We start from the raw sequence: 26,575 nt of genomic DNA on the forward strand, positions 1-26,575 counted from the left end.
CTTATCTTTTCCGTCCAGCCAAGGCGTCTTCGCCTTCTTGCTTATGCTCGCGGCAGAACCAAAGCTGCCCATAGGCCGTCTGATAGCCAAACGATCCCCACGCCTTGCAGTCCTTCGCATCGCAATAATGCTCAAAAAGCTTGCCACCTTTTGCTGCGACTGCGTTCTCGCTCTTGTATCCGCTCATTTGTACCAAACCCCGCCTTCCCAATTATATGGCCGGTTGAACTCCAGCCGCTTGGTGACACGAAGCTCTTCGAACATCCTTTTCACCAGATCCACGACCTCATCTTTGCTATCGCAAGACCCGTAGGGCAGCTTTTGAAACGAGCAGATGGGCATAACGAGCGCCCACTGCCAAGCCCCGTGGTTCGGGCCAAAATTGTTTCGAATGATCCGGCAAAAATCACCCCAATCGGTGTAGGCGATAAAATCATTATGGCACGTCTGACCGCCGATCACGGTTCGCTTCCATTTCAGAATTATCATTTTTCAGGCAGCCCATAGCTGATGAAATTGCCATCCTTGTTCCCGCACTTGCTGCAAACAAGCCGAGGCTCCAGTTCTTCAAGCGTCTTCCACTCTCCAAAGCGTGCGGCCATTAATGGCGCGGATTTCTCAAAATGATGCTGGCAACGCGCACAGGTGAACCTCACCACGTGCTGAAGTCGCAGCTCGCGTAGAACTGTTCGCATAGTCATTGCTGTTTGTGTGTTGTCGTTGGCTATCGCCGGGATGTTCTTATTTTGTTCACTGCGGCGAAAGAGTCAAGCATGTTGCGTTTCATGTCGCGTGGATTTACCGCGATTATTTGTAACTAGTTGTAATTTAAGGGAATCTATTTGTGGCCAAATGCGACATGAAAAAGGCCGCAAAAATTTCCGGCCCATTGCTTATCGTTTTGATTTTTTTGAAGAAAATATTGGCTGGGGAACCTGGATTCGAACCAAGACTAACGGAGTCAGAGTCCGTTGTTCTACCCTTAAACTATTCCCCAGCAAGGATTGCAAATTATTCTCTTATCGAGAGTTTGCAATTGCGACAGGAGCGTGAAGCTCATTCGCGACGGCCTCCATCTAGCGAACTCAAACCGCGAACGCAACCCCTTTCTTTGAAAAAAGAACAGCAAATTTAGCTATCCCCAATTTGTCGAGCTGCGATGGTCAAAAACAACCGCAAAGCCTGGCCTTTTGTGGAGCGGTCAAACGGGCGACGGGTATGGGTGCGGCTTTAAAATAAAAAGGCCCGGCCAGCGGAGGAGCGGGCCGGGCAAAGGGCAGGCTGGCCGAGAGGGGACCCGGCTTGTGAAGGTGGCGCCTGCCAGATGTTCCGTCGGCAGTTCAGGCGGAGGGTTGTCTCCGCCCGAACCACTTGGATTCGAGAGACTGCTGAAGCAATTGCCTCAGCAGATATGCCGTGTAGCTTCGATGCGGCGCTGCGCATCGGCAAGCGAACGCAGAACACGTGTCGGATTTTCGCGGCCGCGATAATGCGTCGCCGTATAGACATCGCCGCGATGCAGACCAATGTCGCGCAGCAGATAATCGTCAAGCTCGTTCAGTCGCATCACATGCTGTCGATTGCGGAAAATCATCCAGCGACGCAGAGCCGACGTAAACACAGCTTTCACCGTTTGCGCGAACGTGGAGGTCTCTGCGCTCGTTGCCGGTAAGTAGGTCGTCGTTGTCTTGCTTATCGCTGTCATGTCCGCTCTCCTTTAAATCAGCGGTGCTAAGGGGTTTTCATCGTCAGGGTCATGCGCTTTCGCGGCTCCTTTCCTCTACGATGGCTGCTTTATCCAACAATCGAATTGATTGTTCCAACGAATGTTTCTAATGTCATTCTTCAATTATAGTGATGGATAGCGCCCATGAGCACGCCTCTGGATCTGGATCAGTTACAAACCTTCATCGCGATAGCCGATACGGGCAGTTTCACACGCGCTGCCGATGCTATTTTCAAGACGCAATCGGCGGTTTCCATGCAGATGCGGCGGCTTGAAGAACGGATCGGAAAGCCCCTGTTCGAGCGGGACGGGCGCTCCAATCGTCTGACTGAAGATGGCGACAGGCTGCTTCTTTATGCGCGGCGGATGATGCAGCTGAATAGTGAGACCATTGCAGCTTTCGACGATACGCAACTGGAAGGGCATGTCCGCATCGGAACGCCCGATGATTATGCCGATCGCTTCCTGCCGGAAATCATGGCGCGTTTCGCCCGCTCCAACCCGCGCGTCGAGCTGTCGGTCGTCTGCGAGCCAACGGTCAATCTCGACGAAATGATCCGTCGCGGCACGCTGGATATTGCACTGGTCACCCAGTGCGACGACAAGCGCCGTTCGGAAGTGGTACGCACCGAGCCGTTGCTCTGGGTCACCTCGGCCAATCATGCCGTGCATGAGGAAGCCGTGCTGCCGCTTGCGGTGGGGCGCCCGACCTGCATCTGGCGTCATGCGGCAATCGAAGTGCTGGAAGCGGCGAAACGCGATTATCGCATCATCATCACGAGCTGGTCTGCGACGGTTTCGGCGGCTGCGGTGCTATCCGGCCTTGCCGTTTCGGTACTGCCGGAATGTGCATTGCGTCCGGGCATGCGGGTGCTGGGTGAGGCAGACGGATTTGGCACCTTGCCGGAATTCGGCATCGGCATCATGCGTGGCCATAACAAGCAGAATGCGGTGGTGGATGCGCTGGCGCAGCACATTATCGAAAGCCTCGACAATATTTCGTCGCCGCAGCCGGTGGGCATTGTCGGCGTGATGAATTCGCCGGAAATTTCGTCGTTTCCGGCGGTTCGCACGCGGAGGGTGCGGGCCAATGAATTGCTGCCTGGCTGGTAAGGCCAGTTGTGGTCGAACCGTAATTTGCCGCGTGGCTGCTTGACCAGCCATACCGGCTAATGGCCTATGATGGGATGAGCATGGGTTCCGATTCGAGTTTTACCGGCGCATCGTCGAATGTCGCCGAGTATAGCGTTTCCGAGATTTCCGGCGCCTTGAAGCGCACGGTCGAGGATACGTTCGGCCATGTGCGCGTGCGGGGTGAAATCTCCGGTTACCGCGGGCCGCATTCTTCCGGCCATGCCTATTTTGCCTTGAAAGACGACCGTTCGCGGCTGGAAGCCGTGATCTGGCGCGGCTCCATGGGCCGCCTGCGGTTTCGTCCCGAAGAGGGTATGGAGGTCATCGCCACCGGCAAGCTGACCACCTATCCGGGATCGTCGAAATATCAGATCGTCATCGAGCAGATGGAACCGGCGGGCGCCGGGGCGCTGATGGCGCTTCTGGAAGACCGCAAGCGCCGCCTTGCGGCGGAAGGACTGTTCGATCCGGCGGTCAAACAACTTCTGCCCTTCATGCCGCGCGTGATCGGGGTGGTGACATCGCCCACCGGCGCCGTCATCCGCGATATTATTCACCGCATTTCAGATCGCTATCCGCTGCATGTCATTGTCTGGCCTGTGCGCGTGCAGGGCGAGACAAGCGGCCCGGAAGTGGCCGCTGCCGTGGACGGGTTCAACGCGATGCCGGAAGACGGTTCCGTGCCGCGTCCCGATGTGCTGATTGTGGCGCGCGGTGGCGGCAGTCTGGAAGACCTGTGGGGCTTCAACGACGAAATCGTCGTGCGCGCCGTGGCTGCGTCGCATATTCCGGTGATTTCAGCAGTGGGGCACGAAACCGACTGGACGCTGATCGATCTTGCTGCCGATGTGCGCGCACCGACCCCGACTGGCGCTGCGGAAATGGCCGTGCCGGTCAAGGCTGATCTACAGGCAACGCTTGCCGGGCAATCGGCGCGTCTAGCCTCGGCCATGTCGCGCTTCATCGATCTGAAGCGACAGGCGCATCGCGCGGCTGCGCGCGCGCTGCCTTCCGCTGATCAGTTGCTGGCCTTGCCACGCCGCCGCTTCGACGAATCCGCTTCGCGGCTGACACGGGCGCTGTTCGTCAACACGCAGAAGAAGCGCGTTCATTTTGAAGGGCGCGCCCGGCAATTGTCACCGCGCCTGCTGCAACGCCGCTTTGTTGAGCAGCAGCGCACCATGTCGCTGCTTGGCCAGCGACTGCCGCGTGCGCTGGAAGCGTTCCTGCGTGAACGTCGCACGGCGCTTTCGCATCGCGCAGACCGGCTGGTCCCGGAACCGATTTTGCGGCGCACCCGTCTAGCCACATCGACGGTCGAACAGCTGGATCGCCGACGCGACCAGGCGGTGCGGCTTTTGATCGAACGGGCCAAACGGCGCGGACAGGAACTGGAACGCCTCATGCGCACCCTGTCTTATGAAAGCGTGCTGGATCGCGGCTTTGCCATCGTGTTCGATGCGGATGGGAATCCGGTCAAGCAGGCTGCAAGTGTGGCTGCGGGCGATGCTCTGTCGCTCCGCTTCCGTGATGGCGATGTTGCGGTGGTTGCCGATGGCGGCGCAGAGGGCGAATCGCCAGCCGGGCCGAGCGCGGCGAAAAAGCCTGCATCGTCCCGACCGGGCGGGCAGGGATCGCTATTTTAGCAACACTCGCAATGTCTTGAATGCCGAATTGAGAGGTGTCCGCTTACAGGGGCTTTTCTCTTAAGGCTGGCTTAAGCTTGGCCTTTTCTTTCTCGCACATCCGAAATGATCGGCACAATTCCGGCACGAACGAACCGCGTTCATTGCTGCGATGCGTGTCCAACAAAGAGTTCAAGGATGTCGCGTAAAAATTCCCAGGACGCCGCATTTTCCGGCTTGAAGACGGCGGTTTTCAGTCGCCGCAGCTTTCTGATCGGCGCCAGTGCCGTCGCGTTGTCAGGCTGTGTTTCAACCGCCCAGCCGCCGCAACCGGCAAAGCCGGTCAAGAAACCGGTCGCCCCGTCACAGCCGGTGCCGCTCATGTATCAGGCCATGCCCGAAGAGCAGTTTCCACTCCCGGCCGTCGATATCAGCAAGGTCGATCAGAAATTCTGGCGGCAGGAAGTCGATTATCCGACATCCGAGGTGAAGGGCACCATTATCGTCGATACGCCGAACAAGTATCTCTATCACGTGCTCGGCAATGGGCGGGCGATGCGCTATGGCATCGGCGTCGGCCGTGATGGCTTTGCCTGGGCGGGCCGGGCCGTGGTCGCCTACAAGCGCCAGTGGCCGCGCTGGACGCCGCCGGATGAGATGGTGGCGCGTCAGCCAGCGCTCCAACCCTACAGCATCGCCAATGGCGGTATGCCGCCCGGCCTCAAGAACCCGCTTGGCGCGCGCGCCATGTATATCCATAAGGATGGTCGCGATACGCTATACCGTATCCACGGATCGCCGGAAGCATGGAGTATCGGCAAGGCCGTTTCCTCCGGCTGTATCCGTATGCTCAATCAGGATGTGATCGACCTTTATAACAATGTGCGCGATGGCAGCACGATTGTTGTGATCCCCGATCCGACAAAGGGTCAACAGGTCACGAGCTGACCTCGGAGCACATCCCGAAAAATGGAAAGGGCGCGAAAAACGCGCCCTTTTTGTTTGGGTGTTTCGACCGGCTCGAAGCTCAGTAGGCATATTCCAGGAAGATCGGCTCGACGGAACCGGCCCAGATGCTGTTATAGGCTTTCAGCATGCGCTCGGCATCGGTGATGCCGGCGGCGACGATTTCTTCGAGGGGCGCGAGGAAGTGGGTTTCGTCAAAGCCTTCCGGGTTCAGCTTGTTACGGTTCTTCAGGCCGAGACGCGAAATCTTCAGCGTTTCGCGGGCGATGCCTTCCAGCGGCTTGCCACGGAATGTTGCAGTGAGCGCTTTGGTGGGCACGTCATTGCGCAGCGCCAGAACCTCTTCATAGGTCCAGTCCTTGGTCAGCATTTCGGCTGCCGTCAGCGCTTCTTCGTCATAGAGCAGGCCGACCCAATAGGCTGGCAAGGCGCAGATGCGCCGCCACGGGCCACCGTCTGCACCGCGCATTTCAAGGAAGCGCTTGAGGCGAACTTCCGGGAACAGTGTCGAAAGATGGTTGGTCCAGTCGCCCATATTCGGAACGGGATCGCTGACTTCACCCTTCAAAGCGCCGTTCATGAACTGGCGGAAAGTGACATGGGTGCAGTCGTGATAACGGCCATCGCGCAGGATGAAATACATCGGAATATCGAGCGCCCAGTTGACATAGTCAGCAAAGCCGAAATTTTCCGAGAAGACGAAAGGCAGCACACCGGCGCGCTGGTTGTCGGTATCGCGCCAGATGCTCGACCGCCACGACAGTAGACCGTTTGGCTTGCCTTCGGTGAAGGGTGAGCTGGAAAACAGCGCCGTGGCGACCGATTGCAGTTTCATCGAAACCTGCATCTTGCGGCGCATGTCGCGTTCAGAGCTGAAGTCGAGATTCACCTGAATGGTCGAGGTCCGGTACATCATGTCCAGACCTTCATGGCCGACCTTCGGCATGTAGTTGGTCATGATCTTGTAGCGCGACTTCGGCATGACCGGGGTTTCGGCCAGCGTCCATTTCGGGCTGCCGCCGACGCCGAGAAAACGAATGCCCAGAGGTTCGGCGATTTCACGCACCTGGCTCAAATGGGCGTTCATCTCGCGGCAGGTCTGGTGAATGGTCGTAAGCGGTGCGCCGGAAAGCTCGAACTGCCCGCCCGGTTCCAGCGAAATTGCGCCCTGTCCGGTCGGCTCCACCAATCCGATGATGTTGCCTTCATCCATGATCGGCTCCCAGCCGAGCATGGCCTGCATGCCTTCCAGAATGGCTTTGATGCCGCGCGGGCCTGCATAGGGGACAGGGCTGTTGTCAGCGGTATAGAAGGGAAATTTCTCGTGCTCGGTGCCGATGCGCCAAGCATCCTTGGGTTTGTTTCCCCCGGCAAGATAGATCGCAAGTTCTTCAACGCCCGTCAGTGCCGTTTCGTCAGTCGTATCGCGCGCCATACAGTCTATCCCTGGTGGTATTTCAGCTTGTCAGCGTGATTGGACAAATTTGTCAAATCACGCAAGTCAATTTCATTGAACGATCGATTTAGAGAACATCATGCCGCATTTCTCCACTCGCCGAGAATGGCCTGTACCAGAGCCATGGCCGCAACCGCAGCTGTATCCGCCCGCAAAATGCGAGGGCCGAGCGGAATGGCGGTCACGAAGGGCAGACGGTGCAGCAATTGCCGCTCTTCTTCCGAAAATCCGCCTTCCGGGCCGATCAGAAGCCCAATCGGCCAAGGCTTCGATTGGGCCTTCAAACCTTGCAGAATGCTCAAGGGGTCGTCCGATTCGTGGCCTTCATCGCAAAAGATCAGATGGCGAGACGGGTCCCACTGGTCGATAAAGCGGTCGAAACGCACTGCGTCGCGGCATTCCGGTAGGCTGAGCACGCCGCATTGCTCGGCTGCCTCGATGGCATTGGCCTTTATTTTATCGGTGCTGAGCTTCGGCACCTGCGTGTGCTGGGTGACGACCGGCTGCAAAACGCCTGCGCCCATCTCAACAGCCTTTTGCACCATATAATCGAGGCGGCCCTGTTTCAGCGGCGCGAAACAATAGACGAGATCGCTTGGCGCTGGCTGCGGGCGCGTCTCCTCAACGGGTACGAGCAGAACGCGCTTCTTGCCTTCCGGCTTCAGCCGGGCCTTCCATTCACCATCGCGCCCGTTGAAAGCGAGAACTTCATCGCCTTCTTTCAGGCGTAACACGTGAATGAGATAGTGGGCAGCCTGCGGCGCAGCCTCGACCGGCGTCTCCGGGGCGAGGTCATCCTCAATATAAAGTCGTTGCATTCTGTAATTGGCGCGCATGTTCGCATCGATGGCAGAGGGAAAGCCCGCCGGTCAAGCGCTTTGTGTGACCGTTCTGCCAGCCTCCGCATTGAAAACCGCTCTCACCTGAAGAAAAGCTTACACAAACAATTGATGGGAAATGTCTGGTGGTTGAATCTAATTAGATTGTATCCATATAGGTATGAAGCTATCTATTTGAATGGAATTGAAGTGATGAAACAAGCCTGGGTCGAATTCGCGCCGCTTCTTGCAAGCACCGCCAGAGGATGGCGGAAAGCCTTTGATGCGGCAATGGCGGAACATGGTCTTTCCGATGCGAAAGCCGTTCCGCTGATGACCCTCTTGCGGCATGGCGATCTGATCCCCCAGGGGGTGCTGGCCGAACGGGTCGGCATCGAGGGGGCTACGATCGTTCGTGTCGTCGATGAGCTGGAGAAGGATGGCCTGATCCTGCGCGTCGCCGACGATGCCGATCGTCGCGTCAAACTCATCCAGTTGACAGAAGACGGGCGCGCCGTTGCCACCAAGGTGGAAAAGTCTGCGGCACGTCTTCGGACGCAGTTCTTAAGCGATTTCGACGCCGAACAGGTCGATGTCGCCATGGAAGTATTGCGCAAGCTGAACGAGAAGTTCCTCAACCTTTAAACCAACGCTGCCTTCGAAAACCATGACCAAGCTCGCCGAAACAACACCGAAATTCTGGGATGTCGTCTTTTCCTTGAAGACGTTCGCCGCCGGTATGCTTGCCTTGTGGATTGCGCTGATGGCCAATCTGCCGAACCCATATTGGTCGATTGCCGCCGTTTACATTGTCGCGCATCCGCTTTCGGGGGCCACCACATCCAAGGGTCTCTATCGTCTGGTCGGCACGATTATTGGCGGTGCGGTCACGATCCTTTTCGTGCCGCATCTGATCAATTCGCCGGAGATTCTGACCGTCGCCATTGGCCTGTGGATGGGCGTCTGTCTGGCGATCAGCCTGCTCGACGGCACGCCGCGCAGCTATCTGTTCATGCTCGCCGGTTATACCGTGGCGATTGCAAGTTTTGCCGTGGTTTCTGTTCCTGAAACCACTTTTGATTATGCGCTTGGCCGCGTCGAGGAAATTGCCATTGGCATTATCTGTGCGGCAGTGGTCAACCGCCTTGTCTTTCCGCGCCACAGCGGTCCGGTTCTGGTCGGTCGTATCGACAACTGGCTGCGTGAGGGTTCACGGCTGGCCGTCGCCACCATGCGTGGCGAGGGCGCCAGCCCGCAATTCCTTCGCGACCGCCAGCGTCTGGCCGCCGATGCGCTGGAACTGCGCAATCTGACGACCCATGTGGCCTATGACACTTCGTCGATCCGCGGCGTCGGAACCATGCTGCATGTGCTGCAACAGCGCATGGTTGCCGTGCTGCCGATCATTTCCTGTCTGCACGATGTCATCGTGCTGAAGCCGGGTGAGGGCGAAAAGCCTTGGCACCCCGCAGTTCAGAAGCTTCTTGACGAAGCCTGTGACTGGCTCGAAAGCGGCGAAAACCTCAGCGAAGAGCGCCGCGCGGTTTTGTTGAAGCTGATCGACGAGATCGAGCGTCACGGTAAGGATGCCTCAAGCTGGGGCGAGCTTTTGCCGTTCAATGTGGCCGCGCGTGTACGCGATCTGGTCCAGATCTGGAGCGATTGCATCACGCTGCGTCAGGATATCGTTTCCGGTGCGAAGCGCGGTCATGCACTGCGCTGGCGTCGTTACGATGCCCATCTGAAGGGGCGTCCGGCGCACCGCGATTATGGCATGGCGTTTCTGTCGGGCTTCTCGGCCTTTCTCGCAACCGGTGTGGCAACGGCTTTCTGGATTGCCACAGGCTGGGCGCAGGGCAGTGCAGCCGCGATGATGGCAGGTATCTTCTGCTGTATCTTCGCGACGATGGACGATCCCGTGCCGGTGATGCGCAAGTTCAACTGGCTGCTGCTGATCGTGATTGTAGCGGCTTTTGTCTTCGAATTTGCGCTGCTGCCGCTGGTGGATGGCTTCTTCCCGCTGGCGCTGGTGCTGGGTCTGTTTCTGGTGCCTGCCGGTGTGCTTCTGGCAATTCCATCGCAGTTTCTGCTGGGCATGGTGCTCTGTGTGAACCTGCCGAACATGCTCATGCTGCAAAGCCACGCCACGTCGGATTTCGTGACCTTTGCCAATGCCAATCTGGCGACGGTTGTCGGTATTGTTATGGCTGCGGTGATCACATCTATCGTGCGCTCGGTCGGTGCTGAATGGAGCGTGCGGCGTCTGGTCAAGGCTGGCTGGCGCGACATCGTCGCGGCAACTGAACGCGGTCCGAGCCGCCATCGCCGGCAGCATATGAACCGCCTGTTACTGCGCATGATCGACCGCATCGGCATGATGACGCCGCGTCTGGCGCTGATCCCGTCGGCGGATGTCGCCAAGGTCGATCTGCTGCGCGATCTGCGCAACGGGATGAACGCCATCGACCTGCAGCAATATCGCGCCAAACTGGCCGAGCCTTGCCGCGATGCGGTGGATGCGGTGCTGGACGGTGTCGGCGCGCATTATCGGGCCCTGTCCAAGCATGGACCGGACGGTCAGTCGCGCAAGAATACCGATGAACAACTGCTTGCGTCCATCGACAAGGCGATAGCGGCGATCATCGAAAACGGTTCGCCCGCTGTTGCCCGCCGTCCGCGGCTTGCACTGGTGGCGCTGCGTTTTAACCTGTTTCCCAAGGCGCCGCCTTTTGCTTTGCCGCCGCGCCCGCAATTGGAGCTGCCGCAAGCTGCCTGACAAACAGCCGCCGGAAGAACAGCCCCGTGAAGACCTGAATGTGAACGATCATGAGACCTGAACTCGATATATACGGGATCTATATCCCCACTCTGGGCGTGCTGGCGCTTGGCGCCTATGTCCTCAATACGATCATGCAGCGCCTGCTGGCGCGCGTGCGTTTCTACCGTTTTGTGTGGCACCGGCCCTTGTTCGATGCCGCCATGTATTTCTGCATTCTTGGCGCTGCCGCCATTATCTTGAACGGAATAGACTGATGAAAAAGCTCTTCGCACATACTGGCCGGGTTTTTCTCACCCTCGTCATGGTCACAATGGCGGGGCTGCTTGGCTGGCATCTCTGGGACTATTACATGAATGCGCCGTGGACACGCGACGGCAAGATCCTTGCCGATGTGGTGCGTGTTGCGCCTGACGTTTCGGGTCTGGTGAGCGAGGTTCTCGTTCGCGACAATGAGAACGTCAAAAAGGGCGATGTGATTTTCCGCATCGATCAGGCGCGTTACAAGCTGGCGCTGCAGACTGCTGAAGCCAAGGTGGATAGCAGCAAGGCCGCGCTCGACATGGCCGATCGCGATCTCGTCCGTTATCGCCAGCTCAACGACACGACCGTAACCCGCCAGAAGCTGGAACAGGTCGAAACCACAGCCATGCAGGCCGAGGCGGCTTACCGTCAGGCCGGTTTGGACCGTGATCTGGCCGCGCTCAATATGGAACGGTCTTCGGTCAAGGCGACGGTCAACGGCGTCATCACCAACTTCTCGCTCCAGCCGGGCGACTACGTCACCGCAGGTTCTGCCGTGACGGCGCTGGTGGACACGGATTCCTACTATGTCTCGGGCTATTTCGAGGAAAACAAGCTTGAGCGCATCAAGATCGGCGATCCGGTTCTGGTCGATGTCATGGGCAGCAAGGTGCAGCTCAAGGGCAAGGTGGAAGGCATTGCTGGCGGTATCGAAGATCGTGAACGCACCGCGACCACCAGCCTGCTCGCCAATGTCACGCCGACTTTCAACTGGGTGCGCCTTGCGCAGCGCGTGCCGGTCCGGGTGAAGTTGGAGGATGTGCCGGACGGCGTGCACCTCGTGGCGGGCCGAACGGTCAGTGTGTCGGTCGTCGAATAATCGGCATCCATCAATCAAAGGCCCGGCTGTTGTCCGGGCCTTTTTCATGCTAGCCAAAGAAAACGAGATTTATGGGGTGGTCTATGCGCGTATTGGTCGTCCAGAATTATGACGGTGCAGGGCTGGGGCAGATTGAACCTGTCCTCACGCAAGCCGGTTATTCGATTGATTTGCGCCACCCCTATAATGGCGATGCGCTGCCCGCCGATGCCAGCGAACATAATGCGCTGATCGTTCTGGGCGGCGAGCAGAATGCGCTGGCCGACGCCGAATTTGCCTATTTCCCACATCTGCTTGATCTCATCCGCGGCTTTGGTGACAAGGACAAGGCAGTGCTCGGCATTTGCCTTGGCAGTCAGCTTGTGGCGCGCGCCTATGGCGGCGAGAATATTCTCGACCGCCCGATGGAGTTCGGCTGGCAGGAAGTGCGCCTGACCGATGAAGGGCAGCGCGATCCGGTTTTGTCGACAGCAGGCAATGCGTTTCCGATCTTCCACTGGCACCGCGATACATTCACCCTCCCCGAGGGGGCGGTGCATATGGCGTCGAGCGACATGACGCAGAATCAGGCCTACCGGATCGGACGGGCGGTCTATGGCACCCAGTTCCATTTCGAGGCCGATACCAGACTGGTCAAACAGTGGAATGCCCAACTCGCCGACGAAATCGAAGACTTCGCACCGGGCTGGGACAAGGCCTTCCCGCAACTGGCCGAGAGCGTCGGTCGCTCTTCCGATAAGGCGGGTGCTGCACTGGCCAAAGCCTGGATCGGCCGAATCTAGAACGGGCAAGGCCGCTCTTGCGATTCCCGGTCGCTCATCCGGAGAGGAAGACTTCTCCCCCTTCAGCTACAAGCTTGTAAACCCAACATTAACCTTAAGGATAAGCTTCGCGTTGCTGCTTTGCCACATCCTGTCAGCAATGCGTGGATTTGTGAAAAAAGCGCGGTGAACGACGCTTCCGTTCAGTTGCGGGTAACTTTTATCGGGTGTAACTGAACGCCGTCTCCCGGGCAATGATCGGTCGGGCAGGGCTTCACGCCATGCTCGTAACGGCGGCTCGTTTTATCGAATTTCATCCGGCAACCGTCGAGAGAGTTTCCGAATATGACCGCCAAGCATGCCGCCCTTCTTACCGTCCTGATGGTCTCCGCGATCGTGTTCATGGCAGTCGGCATCTTCACCGTTGATGCCGGTAACACCATGGTTTCGAGCGACGGTTACGGAATTTCCAGCGCTCACTAATTTCGGTTAATGCGCTTCGATGAAGCGCTTTTCCACACCGTCGATTGCGATTGCCGAGAGCAAACCGCTCTTCCAGGCATAGGTGTCGAGATTGACCCGGTTGGGTTGAACATCGACTGCACCTTGCGGTGTGTGCCCATGGATGATCACCTTTGCGAGGGGATCGGTCCATTTCAAAAACAGCGTCCGTATCCAGATGAGATCGTCAGGGTCCTGCTCTTCGAGCGGCAGGGCCGGATCGACGCCTGCGTGGCAGAAAAAGAAGTCCCCGAACGAGAGCCAGCGCGGCATTGAGCGTATGAAATCGATATGCGCCTGCGGCACGGCTTTCACCAGTGCTTCGTGGCTGCGCCGGGCTTTATCCGTATCGGAAAAATCCAGTTCCACGCCATAGGAGAGCCCGGTTTCCACGCCGCCATGCAAGGCGAAGATGCCTGCCGTGTCGCCGGTGGCGAGGTAATTGAGAAAGCCTTCGTCGTGATTGCCAAGCAGCGACAGGATGCGCGGATCTTGCCTGGCTGCATCAATGAGAAAGTCGAGCACTTCCTTCGATTGCGGCCCCCGGTCGATATAATCGCCAAGATGGATGATGCGCCAGTCATGGACAGGGCGATGATCGAGATCGGCGCGGATCAATCCATGCATGTCCTGCAATAGATCGAAGCGCCCATGCACATCGCCGATGGCATAAAGGCGGATGTTTTGCGGGCCGCACGCATCCTTGAAAATCACACCGGTCATTCGCCCTCGTCCTTCACTTCCTTCACCGCATTGGTGCCCGCACGCTGGCGGAAGCGCAGCCGCGAGACGCGCTCGCGTTCTTCGTTCAGCTCGCGGTCGTGCGTTGCCTGCTCGACGAAGCGGATATGTTTTTGCACCGCTTCGCGGGCTGCTTGCGGGTTGCCGGCCATCACGGCATCGTAAATAGCGCGATGCTGCGAGAGGAACATGTCGGCGACGCCGGGATAGCTGTAGATCAGGCTGCGGTTATAAAACACACCGTCCTTCAAAAGCTGGTAGCAGGAGCGCAATGTGTGGAGCAGCACGATATTATGCGCTGCTTCGCCAACCGCGTTATGCAGTTCGACATCAAGGCGCGCTTCGGTGTCGAAGTCGCTCGCTCCATGCGCGGTTTCCATCGCATTCATGATTTCCGTCAGCAGCGCCTTGTCGGCGGGCGTAGCCCGAAGCGCTGCATATTCGGCGGCAATGCTTTCGATCTCTCGGCGATATTCCAGATAATCGGCGGTTGCCTTGCGATGATCGGCAAAAAGCTTGACCACGGGCGCGCTGAAGACCTGTCCGATGACATCGGCCACGAATGTTCCGCCGCCGTGGCGTGAGGTCAAAAGGCCTGCCATTTCAAGGCGCTTCAGGGCATCGCGCAGGATGGGCCGGGAAATGTCGAACTGACGCGCCAGTTCACGCTCGCCGGGCAGACGGTCGCCGCCGCGCAGAACGCCCTCCAGAATGAGCGTCTCGATCTGGTACACGACGTCGTCCGCTGTGCGGCTCGTCTGTATGCGGGAGAAAATCGTTTCGGCCATGCCGTTCAAGCCCTTTGCGTATCGGCGGCAAGGTAGCCGCAAGGGACGGACCCGGCAACGGAATATATTGAAAATAAAGCCCGACTGGCGATCCAGCCGGGCTTTCTGATGGTTGGAAGAGGGGCGTTTTAAGCCTTTTTGCGCTTGCGCGTCGCAACAAGCACGAACAGACCCGCGACAACGCCATACATCGCCCATTTGAAAGGCAGGGCGTCAGCGGTTTCGCTGCGGATCGGCAGCACGGTTACCGTGCCCGGACGGCTTTCGAAGCCGGGCTTGCCTTCAGACTTCGCCTGTTCGATCTGCTGTGGTGACACGACCCATTCCGCACCGCGGGACTTGTCGTAGAACATGAAGCCGCAACCGACGACAACGGCAACGATGATGGCGAGAATAAAACGGATCGGAGTGTTCATTATCTTTCCTCAAAAGTCGGAACGACACGGCCGGCATGATGGGAGTTCATGCCGCATCGCATTTATATGCACGCATTCTAATGCGCAGCGTTACATAGCCAGCGAAAGACTTGATGTCTATTTTTGAGATGCGACCTGTGGAGAACTGCCGCTCTCCCAATAAGGTACAGGGCCGTAAAGGTCGGCGAGATAATCTATGAACAGGCGCACCTTGGCAGGCAGGAACTGTTTCGAGGGATAGACCGCGTGAATGGCCACATTGCGTGAGGCGGTATAGTCGGGCAGCACCTGCACCAGCTTGCCTGCCGCGAGTTCCGGGCCAATGTCCCATGTGGAGCGTTGCGCGATGCCGAGACCGGCCAGCACGGCCTCGCGCACCATTTCGCTGGAATTGGTCTGGAGCGGACCGACCGGGCGAATGACGATTGGCCCCTTCGGACCTTCAAGCCGCCATGGATCATTATTGTGCGGCGCAAGGCAGATATGCGCCTGCAAGTCTTCGATTGTCTCGGGCGTGCCGCGTTCCGCGATATAGCCGGGCGAGGCGACGAGCAGGCGGCGGACGGGCGCCAGCCTGCGGGCGACAAGGGTCGAATCCGACAATTCGCCAATGCGGATGGCAAGATCATAGCCGTCGCCGACAATATCGACCATTTCGTCGGTCAATTGCATATTGACCGTCAGGTCGGCATTGGCGCGCATGAAAGGCACCAGATAGGGGGCGATATGCATGCGCCCGAAGGTCGTCGGGGCCGAGATTTTCAGCGTGCCACGCGCATCGGCGGAACGCCGCGCGACGAAAGCTTCCGCTTCCTCGATATTGGACAGAATGGCCAGGACGCGCTCGTGATAGCCCTGACCGGCCTCGGTCAGCGCGATCTGCCGCGTTGTGCGTTGCAGGAGCCGGGTACCGAGGCGTTCTTCCAGACGACCAAGACGCTTGGAAACCACCGCGGGGGAAAGGCCGAGATCGCGAGCCGCCGCCGACATGCTGCCGGTTGCGACAACGCGGGCAAAGATTTCCATATCGGCCAGACTGCTGCTCATCATGATCGCGTGATCCCCCTCCTACCGAATTGGCCTGCATTTCAATTGCATCTAACGCATTTCCAGCAAAAGTGTGAAACGGTTTTGCGGGTGGAAATGCGAAAACAAACCGACACGGCGTTGTAAGGCTCGGCAAGCAATTATGCCGCAGCGTGAAAACTGTTATGCGAACGGCACAAGTGGTAAAAATGATTTACCACTTGACGAATACGGTGCAGGGTGCACTGTGCATGTTAGAGCTATTCCAGAAAAGTTTGGGTCTGTCCATCCAGTCTGGCATGGCGCGAAAACGATGCGTTACGACCGCTCCGGTTCTCAAGCGAGGATGAAAGCCGGGACGGCATTTGAGGGCTGGCGGCGCCTTGACGAAAAGGGCCTGACCAGCGGCGGAGGAGCAAATGAGCGGATTGATTATGCCGGAGCCGGATGCGTCCGTTATGCAGCGGCGCGGGCAGATCGTGGATGATCTGCGCGGCATCGTACCGGGCGAGGGCGTGGTCGATACCGTCAATGCAATGCGGGTGTTCGAGAGCGACGGCCTGACTGCGCATCGCTCGCTACCGCTGGTGGTTGTGCTGCCGGAAACGGTCGATCAGGTCTCACAAGTTCTGCGTTATTGCCACGAAAACGGTATTCGCGTCGTGCCACGCGGCGCGGGCACATCGCTGTCCGGCGGCTCGATGCCCTTGCAGGATGCGGTGCTGCTCGGCATGTCCCGCTTCAATCGCATTCTTGAAATCGATTATCCAAACCGCGTTGCCGTGGTGCAGCCGGGCGTGACCAATCTTGGCATTACCAAAGCCGTCGAGCATGAGGGCTTTTACTATGCGCCCGATCCCTCGTCGCAGATTGCCTGTTCCATCGGCGGCAATGTCGCAGAAAATGCAGGTGGCGTGCATTGCCTCAAATACGGCCTGACCGCGAATAATGTGCTCGGCATCGAAATGGTGCTGATCACCGGTGAGGTGCTCCGCCTCGGCGGCAAACATCTCGACAGCGAGGGCTATGATCTTCTCGGTCTGATGACCGGCTCGGAAGGCCTGCTTGGCGTGGTGACGGAAATCACGGTGCGCATTCTGCAAAAGCCGGAAACGGCGCGCGCCGTGATGGTCGGCTTTCCATCCAGCGAACAGGCTGGCCAGTGCGTGGCCGATATTATCGGCGCAGGCATCATTCCCGGCGGGATGGAGATGATGGATCGGCCTGCCATCAAAGCGGCGGAGGATTTTGTCCGTGTCGGCTATCCGCTTGATGTGGAAGCGCTTCTGATCGTCGAACTCGACGGTCCGCCAGTCGAGGTCGATCACTTGATCGGTCGGGTCGAAGCGTTGGCGCTGCGCAATGGTTCCACGACCTGTATTCTGTCGCAGTCGGAAGAGCAGCGTCTGGCTTTCTGGGCCGGACGCAAGGCGGCTTTCCCGGCGGTGGGGCGCATTTCACCCGATTATCTGTGTATGGATGGCACCATTCCGCGCAAAGAGCTGCCGCGCGTGCTGTCAGGCATGCGCGACTTGTCCGAAAAATACGGATTGCGGGTGGCCAATGTGTTCCATGCAGGCGACGGCAATCTGCACCCGCTGATCCTCTATGATGCGAATATTCCGGGTGAACTGGAAGCTGCTGAAAACTTCGGCGCGGACATTTTGCGGCTCTGCGTGAAAGTTGGTGGTGTTCTCACCGGCGAGCATGGCGTCGGCATCGAAAAGCGCGATCTGATGCCGGAAATGTTCAACGACATCGACCTCGACCAGCAGATGCGCGTCAAATGTGCCTTCGATGCCAAGCATCTGCTCAATCCCGGCAAGGTGTTTCCGCAATTGCGCCGCTGCGCCGAGCTTGGTCGCATGCATGTGCATCGCGGCGAGCTGTCCTTCCCGGATATTCCCCGATTCTGAGTTGTGGTTTTGATCATGAGCGATGCAAATATTCTAAAGCCGCAAGATGAGGCGGGTGTTCTGGATGCGGTGCAGGATGCGCTGGCCAGTTCCACCCCGCTGGAAATCATCGGCCATGGCTCCAAGCGCGGTATCGGACACAGCGTCGATGCCGGTCGCGTGCTCGACGTGTCGCGGTTGACAGGCGTGACCTTGTATGAGCCGGACGAGCTGGTGCTTTCGGCAAAGGCCGGAACGCCGATGGTCGAGATCGAAAAACTTTTGGCTGACAACAATCAGTGTTTTCATTTCGAGCCGATGGATTACGGCCCGTTGCTGTCGGGCGAGGCTGGTCGCGGCACGATCGGCGGTGCGCTTGCTGCCAATCTGTCCGGTCCGCGCCGTCTCAAGGCGGGCGCTGCGCGTGACCATGTGCTTGGCGTGCGCGTTGTGTCCGGGCGGGGCGAATTGTTCAAATCCGGTGGTCGCGTGGTCAAGAACGTGACGGGTTATGACCTGTCCAAGGGCATGGCCAATTCCTGGGGCACGCTGGGCGTCGCCACAGAGGTGACGTTCAAGGTTCTGCCGAACCCGGAAACGGCAGCCACGCTTGTCGTGCGCGGGCTGACCGATGAACAGGCGGCGCGCGTCATGGCCATGGCGGTGGGATCGCGCGAGGAAGTCGCTTCCGCAGCGCATTTGCCGCCGACGGTCGCCAATCGCTTCCTTGATGGAAAGCTTGGCTGGGAAGCGGCGACCGTGTTGCGGCTTGAAGGTTTCGCGCCTTCGGTCGAGCATCGCAGCCGCCAATTGCAGGCGCTGCTTCGCCAATCCGGCGCGGTGGAAACGCTCGACGGGGCGCAGTCGCAGCAGCTTTGGCGCGAGGTGCGCGATGTGTTGCCTTATGCCAATGCGGGCGACAATCGCGCTGTCTGGCGCGTTTCAATGACGCCGATGCAGGGTTGGCAGATGGTGGACGAATTCCGCCGTCACGCGGGCGTCGACGCCTATTACGACTGGCAGGGTGGCTTGATCTGGATGCGGATGGAAGCAGATCCGGAAGCGCAGATCTTGCGCAAACTCATTGCCAGATATGGTGGCGGTCACGCGACGCTGGTGCGCGCGCCAGAGACGGTCCGTGCTGGCAATGATGTGTTCGAACCGCAACCGGCAGCGCTTGCGGCTTTGTCGCAGCGGTTGAAGCAGCAATTCGATCCGGAAAATATTCTCAATCCGGGCCGTATGCATTCTCATCAGGTTGGAGCGTGACACGATGCAAACTCATTTCAGCCCCGACCAGCTGCGCGATCCCGGTGTTCTGGAATCGGAAAAGATCCTGCGCAAATGCGTGCATTGCGGCTTCTGCACGGCCACATGCCCGACCTATGTGACGCTGGGCAATGAACTCGACAGCCCGCGCGGGCGCATTTATCTGATCAAGGACATGCTGGAAAACGGCCGTCCGGCGGATGAGGAAGTCGTGCGCCATGTCGACCGCTGCCTGTCGTGCCTGTCCTGCATGACGACGTGCCCTTCGGGCGTCAATTACATGCATCTGGTCGATCATGCCCGCGCGCATATCGAGAAGACCTACAAGCGCCCGTTCATGAACCGCTTTCTGCGTGGTGTTCTGGCGCAGGTTCTGCCCTATCCGGGCCGGTTCCGTGCCGCGCTGAAACTGGCGAAACTGGGCAAGCCGTTTGCTCCGCTGTTGCGCAAGAGCGACGCCCTGAAACCCATGGCGGCCATGCTTGATCTCGCGCCGCAAAACCTGCCAGCGGCAGTTCCCATCGAAACCGTCAGCGCCGCCAAGGGCGAAAAGCGCGGTCGCGTGGCAATTCTCAACGGTTGTGCGCAGCCTGTGCTCAATCCGGGTATCAATGCCGCCACGTTGCGGCTTTTGAACCGCTTCGGCATCGAAGTGGTGACGCCGAAAGGCGAAGGCTGCTGCGGTTCGCTGGTTCACCATATGGGCCGTGAAGAACAGGCGCTTGAACAGGCGCGGCACAATGTCGATGTCTGGACGCGCGAGATTGAGGCGGGCGGTCTCGATGCGATCATCGTCACGGCGTCCGGCTGCGGCACGACGATCAAGGATTATGGTTACATGTTGCGGCTTGATCCGGCCTATCAGGATAAGGCTGCGCGGGTTTCGGCGCTGGCAAAGGATATCACGGAATATCTCACCGGCATCGACCTGCCGGAACCCGATGCGCCGCAGGCGCTGACGGTCGCCTATCATTCGGCCTGTTCGATGCAGCACGGGCAAAAAATCGTGCGGCAGCCGAAAGATCTGCTCTCGAAGGCAGGCTTTACGGTAAAGGAACCGCTGGAAGGGCACCTCTGCTGCGGATCGGCTGGCACCTATAACATCATGCAGCCGGAGATTGCTGCCAAGCTGCGTGACCGCAAGGTGAAGAATATCGAGGCAACCGGCGCCACCCTCATCGCGACAGGCAATATCGGTTGCATGACCCAGATCGCCACCGGCAGCAAACTGCCGATTGTTCATACGGTGGAGCTGATCGACTGGGCCTATGGCGGGCCGAAGCCGGTTGCGCTCTCAAACTCCCGTCTTCACTGACGCGGCATAGTGCAACGGAAAGCCCTTGAAGCTTTTCGTTTCCTTCAAAACGAAGGTCGTCTGCATTTCCTTGATACGGGGCAGGCGGCGCAGGGTGGACATGGCGAAATCGGCGTAGGTGTCGAGATCGCGTGAGACCACCTGAAGCAGAAAATCAGCATCGCCAGCGATGCTGTAGCAGGTGATCACGTCGTCGAGCCCCATCAGCTCGGCGGCAAACTGTTCCGCCTCCAGCTCGCTGTGACTGTCAATCTTGATCCGCACGAAAGCCATGACGCCAAGGCCGATTGCCTTGCGATTGAGGCTAGCCCGATAACCATCGATCACGCCATCTTCTTCCAGCTTGCGCATCTTGCGCCAGCTTGGCGACGTGGACATGCCGACCTGATCGGCGAGAGCCTGATTGGTCAGGCGACCGTCTTCCTGCAAAGCTTCGAGAATGCGAATATCGGAAGGTTCCAGCACGCTCAAGAAATCCACCTCAATGTCGTCAGTTTAGGGTAGAATCTACCTTATCATGGCAATCAAGAGGTAAGAAAGGCAGGATCGACCAGAAGATGCAGTGTATTTCTCTCGCGGAAACACTGTAACTCTGGAGCCATCATGCAGGAAGATCTGCGTCTTGCCGTTATCGTCAACCCTGATCTGGCCCAAGGCCTGCTGGCAAACACGGTCGCGGCCATCTCGATCGGACTTGGCGCGCAACTGCCTTATGTTGCTGCGCGGCAGCTGGTTGATCGCTCAGGCGTCGCCATCGATATCAGCTCGGACCGTCCTGTGCCGATCCTGCAAGCGGACGCGGAAACGATCCGGTCGATACTGTTGAAGGCGGCGGTACATGAAGACAGGGAGGCGGTTGTCGCCTTTCCAGCCTTCGCACGGGCAATGCATGTCTATGCGGAATATGAAACCACGTTTCCGAACCGCGATCTTGCCGCCGAGCTCATCGATGGGGTGGGGATCGCCGGTCCTGCCAAATGGGTTCGCTCATTGACCGGCAGCCTGAAATTGCTGCGATAAAAAAAGCCGGGCAATTGCCCGGCTTTTTGTTCATATGTTTTGAATTAGCCCGCCGAGAATGTCGCCGGGTTCGGGCCGATACGGCCATCGGTCTTGTCCAGCTTGGTGATGGCATCGTGATCGGTGCCATTGAGGCTGAAATCGAAGACCTCGAAATTTTCCTTGATGCGGGCAGGCGTGACCGACTTCGGAATGACGATATTGCCGGTCTCGATATGCCAGCGCAGGATGACCTGCGCGACGGACTTGCCGTGCTTGGCGGCAATCGCCTTCAGCTTCTCGTCTGCCAGAATCTTGCCCTGCCCAAGCGGGCTCCAGGCTTCGGTAGCGATGTTGTGCTTGCCGTGGAACAGACGCAGCTCGTCCTGCTGGAACTGCGGATGCAGCTCGATCTGGTTGAGAACCGGCGTTACGCCGCTTTCCTTGATCAGGCGTTCAAGATCGGCCGTGCGAAAGTTCGACACGCCGATAGACTTCACGAGGCCTTCTTCCTTCAGCTTGATGAAGGCGCGCCAGGTTTCCATGAACAGGTCTTTGGAAGGCATCGGCCAGTGAATCAGATAAAGATCGACATAATCCGTGCCGAGCTTTTTCAGGCTGGTCGCAAATGCTTTCAGCGTCGATTCATAGCCCTGATCGCTGTTCCAGAGTTTCGTCGTCAGGAAGATGTCGCCGCGTGCAACGCCCGAATTGTTGATGGCTTTGCCTACGCCTTCTTCATTGCCATAGATGGCGGCGGTGTCGATGTGCCGGTAACCCGCTTTCAGCGCCTCGCTGACGGCTGTAACCGCTTCATCATTGCCCACCTGCCAGACACCGTAACCGAGCTGCGGAATATGGTTGCCGTCGTTTAGTTTTACGGTCGGTACGGTCATGATCTATCCTTTCCCTCCATCCAAATGCGACACCGGTTCATAATTCCAATACAGCCGCATTTGTGGCCGCCCTCTGGCGGCGCCGTCCATGTTTTTTCAAATCATCATTGGCAGCATATGGGTGTTCGCGGGAAAAGCAAAAGCCTTTTCAGGTTGTTTTTGGGCCTGTGGCAGGTTGATTTCATCAAAAAAACCAATGTTTCAGTATTATGAATGTAAAAAAGCCGCCCTGCGGAGAGGGCGGCTTCGTTTGACTGTAAAACTGTTCCGGAACGGATCAGCGAACGACAACGCGGGTGCCGATGGGAACACGTTCATAGAGATCGGTCACATCCTCGTTACGCATGCGGATGCAACCCGAAGACATGGCTTTGCCGATGGTCCACGGCTGGTTGGTGCCATGAATACGGTAAAGCGTCGAACCCAGATAAAGGGCGCGCGCGCCAAGCGGATTGTTGACGCCGCCATCCATGCGCGCAGGCAGGATGCGGCCCTTGCGGCGTTCGCGGGCAATCATTTCCTTGGGCGGCGTCCAGGTCGGCCATTCAGCCTTGCGGCTGATGCGCTGCGAACCTTTCCAGCTGAAACCTTGCTTGCCCACGCCGACGCCGTAACGCATGGCCTTGCCGTCGGACTGGACGAGATAGAGAAAGCGCTTGCTGGTATCGATCACGATCGTGCCGGACTTTTCACTGCCGGAATAGGAAACGCTCTGCGGCAGATAGGCCGGGTCGATCTGATGCTTGGATGGAGCTGTGGCTGGATTGCTTGCCGGGCGCTGGTAGGAAACCTGACGATAATTCGCCTTGGATTTCTGCTTTTGCTTGACCGTGGTGCGACGCACCGGCTGCTGGACGGTGCCGTCCGGCATCTGGCGCATGCGTGCCGGCTGGCCATGCAGCTGTGCTACCCACGGTGCGGATAGGTCGGGGCTGACAGCCACCGGCGGCAAGGTCGCGTAACGGTCATTGGCGAAAGCCATGCCGGTGCTGACGATGGAAACAGCAATCGCTGCAAGCGATCCGATCAAAAGAAGATGACGTGGTTGCATGGTCCAGATCCGTCCCTCTTTGCGCCATCATCCCGGTTGCGTTACCTGTCTGGGTCCATTGGCGCGGTTGCCCGGCTGCGGCTCCTGACACGTCCTGTCAGGAGAACAGCCCCTAATTTCATGATGGGATTGTGCGCCCCAATGGAATCGGAAAGGTAAATTTTGGTCGCGTGTTCTGCGCAGGCGACAGTCTAAGTAGAGTTGTGGTTAGCGTCAGGTTGCGTCACATGTTTAATGATCGATGAAGCTTTGCGCATGCCCCCGAAAAGTGGGAAACAGTTTTCGAACAAGGCTATGAGCAGGAAATTGGAGGCGGGAAATGAGTGATATTGCCGAAGTGAAAACCGGTCTGATCGTCAGCGAAGATGGCAAGACCCGTTGCTTCTGGCCTGGCATATTGCCGGACTATCTCGCCTATCATGACAATGAATGGGGTGTGCCGGTCTCCAACGATTATCGGCTGTTCGAGAAGATTTGCCTTGAAGGCTTTCAGTCGGGTCTGTCCTGGCTCACCATCCTGCGCAAGCGCGAGAACTTTCGCGCCGCTTTCGATGGCTTCGATTTCCACCGTGTGGCGCAATATGACGGCAAGGACGTCGAGCGTCTTCTGGCCGACAAGGGCATTGTGCGTCATCGCGGCAAGATTGAATCCACGATCAACAATGCAAACCGCGCCATCGAACTTGTCGCGGAAAAAGGCTCGCTTGCGGCCTATTTCTGGTCGTTTGAGCCGGGAGCGGAGGACCGCCCTGTCGTCGTGGATTATCCGACACTGATTGCCAATCCGAAAACCGATACTTCCATTCGCATCTCCAAGGATTTGAAAAAGCGCGGCTGGTCCTTTGTGGGGCCGACCACGGTTTATGCCTTCATGCAGGCCATGGGTCTGGTCAACGACCATATCGAAGGCTGCCATTGCCGCGCCCATGTCGAAAAGCTGCGGCTGGCATTCAAGCGCCCCCAATAAACCGGAGCCCAATAAACCGGAGATTGATAACCGGCGATCTTTCTGCGAAAAGCAGGGTTCATTCGGAGGAACAGCCATGGATTTGACGTCGCTCATTGCTTTCGCGGGTATTCTGGTCGTAGCCGCAGGCACGCCGGGGCCGAATGTCGGCGCGCTGGTGGCGCGCGTCATCAGCCGGGGGCACAAGGGCGTTTTTCCATTCATGTTCGGTCTCTGGCTTGGTGACGCCGTCTGGCTGTCGCTTGCCGTCTGGGGCCTGTCGGCTTTGGCCAACAGCTTCCACGCCGCGTTTCTAGTGCTGAAATATGCAGGCGTCGCCTATTTGATCTATCTGTCGTGGAAAATGTGGATCGCGCCGGTCGATGAAGAAGCGGATGAAAACGCTATTCCGCGCGAGGGTGAAGGGCGCAAGCTGTTCCTCAGCGCGCTTGCGGTCACGCTCGGCAATCCGAAGATCATGGTCTTCTATATCGCCATTCTGCCAACGGTCGTGGATATCACCCATGTTTCGCTGGTTGGCTGGGCAGAATTGCTCGCTGTCATGTTTGTCGTGCTGGCGGCAGTGGACACAGCCTGGGTGGTGCTGGCCGCGCAGGCGCGGCGTGTTTTGCGCAGCCCGCGCATGATGCGCATCGCCAATCGGACCAGCGCTGGCATGATGGCGGGCGCCGCCGTCGCCATTGCCGCACGCTGAACACGCTTCCTGCACTTGCCGCAACGGGCCTGATCGGTTAGGAAACCGGCAACACTCGGTTTTCGAGTATTTGCCGGTTCTTCCGGCATATATTGTATATACTTAGCGATCAGGCAGGAAAAATGGCCGATAAAGCGGACAAGATGAAGGCGCGGCTGCCGCGCGGGTTTGTCGATCGGGTTCCGGACGACTTGCGCGCCGCCGAAAAGATGATGGCGACGATCCGCGAAGTCTATGACCTCTATGGTTTTGAGCCGGTGGAAACGCCGCTGGTGGAATATACGGACGCGCTCGGAAAGTTCCTTCCGGATCAGGACCGTCCGAATGAGGGCGTGTTCTCCTTTCAGGACGACGACGAGCAGTGGCTGTCGCTGCGCTACGATCTGACTGCGCCGCTGGCGCGCTACGTGGCCGAGAATTTCGAGTCGTTGCCAAAGCCTTATCGCAGCTATCGCAATGGCTGGGTGTTCCGCAACGAGAAGCCGGGTCCTGGCCGCTTCCGTCAGTTCATGCAGTTCGACGCTGACACGGTTGGCGCGCCGAACGTCTCCGCCGATGCCGAAATGTGCATGATGATGGCCGATACGCTGGAGCGTCTTGGCATTCGCCGTGGCGATTACGCGATCCGCGTCAACAACCGCAAGGTTCTGGACGGTGTGCTGGATGCCATCGGCCTTGAAGGCGAGGGCAATGCTGCGAAGCGCCTGAACGTACTGCGCGCCATCGACAAGCTCGACAAGTTCGGTCCCGAAGGCGTGCGCCTTCTGCTTGGCAAGGGTCGCCTCGACGAAAGTGGCGATTTCACCAAGGGTGCCGAACTGGCTGATGCCGCGATTGAAAAGGTGCTGGCTTTCACCGCCGCCGGTGGTGCGACGGGTGCCGATACGATCGCCAATCTTCGCGCTGTCGTTGCGGGCAATGCCAAGGGCGAAGAAGGCGTCACCGAACTCGCCGACATGCAGGCGCTGTTCTCGGCGGGCGGCTATGATGGCCGCGTGAAGATCGACCCGTCCGTGGTGCGTGGTCTTGAATATTACACCGGCCCGGTGTTCGAAGCAGAGCTTCTGTTCGACGTGACCAATGAAGACGGCCAGAAGGTCGTGTTCGGTTCGGTTGGCGGTGGTGGTCGTTATGACGGCCTTGTGTCGCGCTTCCGTGGCGAGCCGGTTCCGGCAACGGGCTTCTCCATCGGTGTTTCGCGTCTGATGACGGCGCTTAAAAATCTCGGCAAGCTGGATGTGTCCGATGTCGTCGGCCCGGTTGTCGTGCTGGTGATGGACAAGGACACGGAAAGCCTCGGCCGCTATCAGAAGATGGTCTCGGATCTGCGCCAGCAGGGAATCCGCGCAGAAATGTATGTCGGTGGTTCCGGCATGAAGGCGCAGATGAAATATGCCGACCGTCGCGAAGCGCCATGCGTGATCATTCAGGGCTCGCAGGAGCGCGAAGCCGGTGAAGTGCAGATCAAGGATCTGGTCGAAGGCAAGCGTCTTTCCGCCGAGATCGAGGACAATGTGACCTGGCGCGAGAGCCGCCCGGCGCAGATCACCGTCAAGGAAGACGGTCTGGTCGAAGCGGTTCGGGAAATTCTCAGCAGTCAGGCGCAGGACCGCGCTCAAGCCGCAAAGTGAT

28 protein-coding genes and 1 tRNA gene are annotated in these 26,575 nt (G+C 58.4%); 16 read left to right on the top strand and 13 right to left on the bottom strand.

The features are described 5' to 3' along the window. Window position 1: 1 nt before the first annotated feature. From ACTJKP_RS15285 to ACTJKP_RS15300, 4 genes are all read right to left on the bottom strand, one after another. Complete coding sequence (locus tag ACTJKP_RS15285; RefSeq protein ID WP_440631267.1) at window positions 2-187, bottom strand: hypothetical protein; 186 nt, start codon at window positions 185-187, stop codon at window positions 2-4. Beyond that, window positions 184-462, bottom strand: a complete 279-nt coding sequence (locus ACTJKP_RS15290) for a hypothetical protein (protein ID WP_440631268.1) — start codon at window positions 460-462, stop codon at window positions 184-186. Before ACTJKP_RS15290 ends, ACTJKP_RS15285 begins: the two co-directional genes overlap by 4 nt. Before the next feature lie 461 nt (window positions 463-923). Next, window positions 924-997 (bottom strand) — tRNA-Gln (locus ACTJKP_RS15295). Window positions 998-1,402: 405 nt separating this feature from the next. Next, the gene (locus ACTJKP_RS15300; RefSeq protein ID WP_078338983.1) at window positions 1,403-1,705 is read right to left on the bottom strand and encodes a DUF1127 domain-containing protein; all 303 of its coding nucleotides are present in this window, start codon (window positions 1,703-1,705) and stop codon (window positions 1,403-1,405) included. A 165-nt stretch (window positions 1,706-1,870) separates the two neighbouring features. Here ACTJKP_RS15300 and ACTJKP_RS15305 point away from each other — a divergent pair, with 165 nt between their 5' ends. From ACTJKP_RS15305 to ACTJKP_RS15315, 3 genes are all read left to right on the top strand, one after another. Further along, the gene (locus tag ACTJKP_RS15305; protein ID WP_440631269.1) at window positions 1,871-2,839 is read left to right on the top strand and encodes a LysR substrate-binding domain-containing protein; all 969 of its coding nucleotides are present in this window, start codon (window positions 1,871-1,873) and stop codon (window positions 2,837-2,839) included. A gap of 80 nt (window positions 2,840-2,919) precedes the next feature. Further along, window positions 2,920-4,506, top strand: a complete 1,587-nt coding sequence (xseA, locus tag ACTJKP_RS15310) for an exodeoxyribonuclease VII large subunit (protein ID WP_440631270.1) — start codon at window positions 2,920-2,922, stop codon at window positions 4,504-4,506. Between the two features lie 177 nt (window positions 4,507-4,683). After that, window positions 4,684-5,433 carry a L,D-transpeptidase family protein gene (locus ACTJKP_RS15315; RefSeq protein ID WP_440631271.1) on the top strand — a complete coding sequence of 250 codons (750 nt, stop codon included), beginning with the start codon at window positions 4,684-4,686 and terminating at the stop codon, window positions 5,431-5,433. A gap of 79 nt (window positions 5,434-5,512) precedes the next feature. Here ACTJKP_RS15315 and ACTJKP_RS15320 read toward each other — a convergent pair whose 3' ends face one another. Together ACTJKP_RS15320 and ACTJKP_RS15325 are read right to left on the bottom strand one after the other, a co-directional pair. Then, window positions 5,513-6,886 carry a glutamate--cysteine ligase gene (locus ACTJKP_RS15320; protein WP_113533895.1) on the bottom strand — a complete coding sequence of 458 codons (1,374 nt, stop codon included), beginning with the start codon at window positions 6,884-6,886 and terminating at the stop codon, window positions 5,513-5,515. A 98-nt stretch (window positions 6,887-6,984) separates the two neighbouring features. Further along, the gene (locus ACTJKP_RS15325; RefSeq protein WP_440631272.1) at window positions 6,985-7,743 is read right to left on the bottom strand and encodes a 16S rRNA (uracil(1498)-N(3))-methyltransferase; all 759 of its coding nucleotides are present in this window, start codon (window positions 7,741-7,743) and stop codon (window positions 6,985-6,987) included. A 195-nt stretch (window positions 7,744-7,938) separates the two neighbouring features. Here ACTJKP_RS15325 and ACTJKP_RS15330 point away from each other — a divergent pair, with 195 nt between their 5' ends. The 6 genes from ACTJKP_RS15330 to ACTJKP_RS15355 all read left to right on the top strand — a co-directional run bounded on the left by ACTJKP_RS15330 (window position 7,939) and on the right by ACTJKP_RS15355 (window position 12,868). Beyond that, on the top strand, window positions 7,939-8,370 hold the full coding sequence (locus ACTJKP_RS15330; RefSeq protein WP_113533894.1) for a MarR family winged helix-turn-helix transcriptional regulator: 432 nt from the start codon (window positions 7,939-7,941) through the stop codon (window positions 8,368-8,370). Window positions 8,371-8,392: 22 nt separating this feature from the next. Then, window positions 8,393-10,501 carry an FUSC family protein gene (locus ACTJKP_RS15335; RefSeq protein WP_440631273.1) on the top strand — a complete coding sequence of 703 codons (2,109 nt, stop codon included), beginning with the start codon at window positions 8,393-8,395 and terminating at the stop codon, window positions 10,499-10,501. A gap of 50 nt (window positions 10,502-10,551) precedes the next feature. Next, a complete protein-coding gene (locus ACTJKP_RS15340; RefSeq protein WP_078338977.1) occupies window positions 10,552-10,758 on the top strand; it encodes a DUF1656 domain-containing protein in 207 nt (68 codons plus the stop codon). After that, on the top strand, window positions 10,758-11,624 hold the full coding sequence (locus ACTJKP_RS15345; protein WP_078338976.1) for an efflux RND transporter periplasmic adaptor subunit: 867 nt from the start codon (window positions 10,758-10,760) through the stop codon (window positions 11,622-11,624). The genes ACTJKP_RS15340 and ACTJKP_RS15345 overlap by 1 nt, the downstream gene beginning before the upstream one ends. 83 nt (window positions 11,625-11,707) lie before the next feature. Continuing rightward, window positions 11,708-12,406 (top strand): type 1 glutamine amidotransferase, encoded by a 699-nt coding sequence (locus ACTJKP_RS15350; protein ID WP_440631274.1) that lies wholly within the window; start codon window positions 11,708-11,710, stop codon window positions 12,404-12,406. A gap of 324 nt (window positions 12,407-12,730) precedes the next feature. Further along, complete coding sequence (locus tag ACTJKP_RS15355; RefSeq protein WP_167836115.1) at window positions 12,731-12,868, top strand: hypothetical protein; 138 nt, start codon at window positions 12,731-12,733, stop codon at window positions 12,866-12,868. 6 nt (window positions 12,869-12,874) lie between these two features. Here the strand turns inward: ACTJKP_RS15355 and ACTJKP_RS15360 are convergent, their stop codons facing one another. The 4 genes from ACTJKP_RS15360 to ACTJKP_RS15375 all read right to left on the bottom strand — a co-directional run bounded on the left by ACTJKP_RS15360 (window position 12,875) and on the right by ACTJKP_RS15375 (window position 15,878). Continuing rightward, a complete protein-coding gene (locus ACTJKP_RS15360; RefSeq protein ID WP_440631275.1) occupies window positions 12,875-13,609 on the bottom strand; it encodes a metallophosphoesterase in 735 nt (244 codons plus the stop codon). Then, window positions 13,606-14,415, bottom strand: a complete 810-nt coding sequence (locus ACTJKP_RS15365) for an FCD domain-containing protein (RefSeq protein WP_078338973.1) — start codon at window positions 14,413-14,415, stop codon at window positions 13,606-13,608. Before ACTJKP_RS15365 ends, ACTJKP_RS15360 begins: the two co-directional genes overlap by 4 nt. Window positions 14,416-14,543: 128 nt before the next feature. Continuing rightward, complete coding sequence (locus tag ACTJKP_RS15370; RefSeq protein WP_440631276.1) at window positions 14,544-14,831, bottom strand: hypothetical protein; 288 nt, start codon at window positions 14,829-14,831, stop codon at window positions 14,544-14,546. A gap of 117 nt (window positions 14,832-14,948) precedes the next feature. Continuing rightward, window positions 14,949-15,878 carry a LysR family transcriptional regulator gene (locus tag ACTJKP_RS15375; RefSeq protein WP_078339071.1) on the bottom strand — a complete coding sequence of 310 codons (930 nt, stop codon included), beginning with the start codon at window positions 15,876-15,878 and terminating at the stop codon, window positions 14,949-14,951. Between the two features lie 398 nt (window positions 15,879-16,276). Here ACTJKP_RS15375 and ACTJKP_RS15380 point away from each other — a divergent pair, with 398 nt between their 5' ends. From ACTJKP_RS15380 to glcF, 3 genes are read left to right on the top strand one after another with little or no spacing between them, the layout of a single operon-like run. After that, window positions 16,277-17,773, top strand: a complete 1,497-nt coding sequence (locus ACTJKP_RS15380) for an FAD-linked oxidase C-terminal domain-containing protein (protein WP_138783510.1) — start codon at window positions 16,277-16,279, stop codon at window positions 17,771-17,773. A gap of 15 nt (window positions 17,774-17,788) precedes the next feature. Beyond that, entirely contained in the window at window positions 17,789-19,021 is a 1,233-nt protein-coding gene (glcE, locus tag ACTJKP_RS15385) for a glycolate oxidase subunit GlcE (protein ID WP_440631277.1), read from the top strand. A 4-nt stretch (window positions 19,022-19,025) separates the two neighbouring features. Next, the gene (gene glcF / locus ACTJKP_RS15390) at window positions 19,026-20,336 is read left to right on the top strand and encodes a glycolate oxidase subunit GlcF (protein ID WP_440631278.1); all 1,311 of its coding nucleotides are present in this window, start codon (window positions 19,026-19,028) and stop codon (window positions 20,334-20,336) included. Here the strand turns inward: glcF and ACTJKP_RS15395 are convergent. Then, window positions 20,316-20,807: an Lrp/AsnC family transcriptional regulator gene (locus tag ACTJKP_RS15395; protein WP_440631279.1), complete on the bottom strand. Its 492-nt coding sequence runs from the start codon at window positions 20,805-20,807 to the stop codon at window positions 20,316-20,318. The two genes, glcF and ACTJKP_RS15395, sit on opposite strands and share 21 nt — an antisense overlap. 132 nt (window positions 20,808-20,939) lie before the next feature. Here ACTJKP_RS15395 and ACTJKP_RS15400 point away from each other — a divergent pair, with 132 nt between their 5' ends. Continuing rightward, window positions 20,940-21,356, top strand: coding sequence for a DUF2000 domain-containing protein (locus tag ACTJKP_RS15400; RefSeq protein ID WP_440631280.1), 417 nt, complete (start codon window positions 20,940-20,942; stop codon window positions 21,354-21,356). A gap of 44 nt (window positions 21,357-21,400) precedes the next feature. On the opposite strand, the gene ACTJKP_RS15405 is transcribed toward ACTJKP_RS15400, so the two are convergent. Beyond that, window positions 21,401-22,231, bottom strand: a complete 831-nt coding sequence (locus ACTJKP_RS15405; RefSeq protein WP_440631281.1) for an aldo/keto reductase — start codon at window positions 22,229-22,231, stop codon at window positions 21,401-21,403. A 277-nt stretch (window positions 22,232-22,508) separates the two neighbouring features. Continuing rightward, window positions 22,509-23,282, bottom strand: a complete 774-nt coding sequence (locus ACTJKP_RS15410) for a L,D-transpeptidase (protein WP_078338965.1) — start codon at window positions 23,280-23,282, stop codon at window positions 22,509-22,511. 319 nt (window positions 23,283-23,601) lie between these two features. Between ACTJKP_RS15410 and ACTJKP_RS15415 the strand changes: the two genes are divergently transcribed. The 3 genes from ACTJKP_RS15415 to hisS all read left to right on the top strand — a co-directional run bounded on the left by ACTJKP_RS15415 (window position 23,602) and on the right by hisS (window position 26,574). Further along, a complete protein-coding gene (locus ACTJKP_RS15415) occupies window positions 23,602-24,249 on the top strand; it encodes a DNA-3-methyladenine glycosylase I (RefSeq protein ID WP_078338964.1) in 648 nt (215 codons plus the stop codon). Window positions 24,250-24,325: 76 nt separating this feature from the next. After that, entirely contained in the window at window positions 24,326-24,943 is a 618-nt protein-coding gene (locus tag ACTJKP_RS15420) for a LysE family translocator (protein WP_078338963.1), read from the top strand. 122 nt (window positions 24,944-25,065) lie between these two features. Beyond that, window positions 25,066-26,574, top strand: a complete 1,509-nt coding sequence (gene hisS / locus ACTJKP_RS15425) for a histidine--tRNA ligase (RefSeq protein ID WP_113533892.1) — start codon at window positions 25,066-25,068, stop codon at window positions 26,572-26,574. The last annotated feature ends 1 nt before the right edge of the window (window position 26,575 follow it).

This window comes from Brucella sp. 22210 (assembly GCF_052045675.1).
Lineage (GTDB): Bacteria > Pseudomonadota > Alphaproteobacteria > Rhizobiales > Rhizobiaceae > Brucella.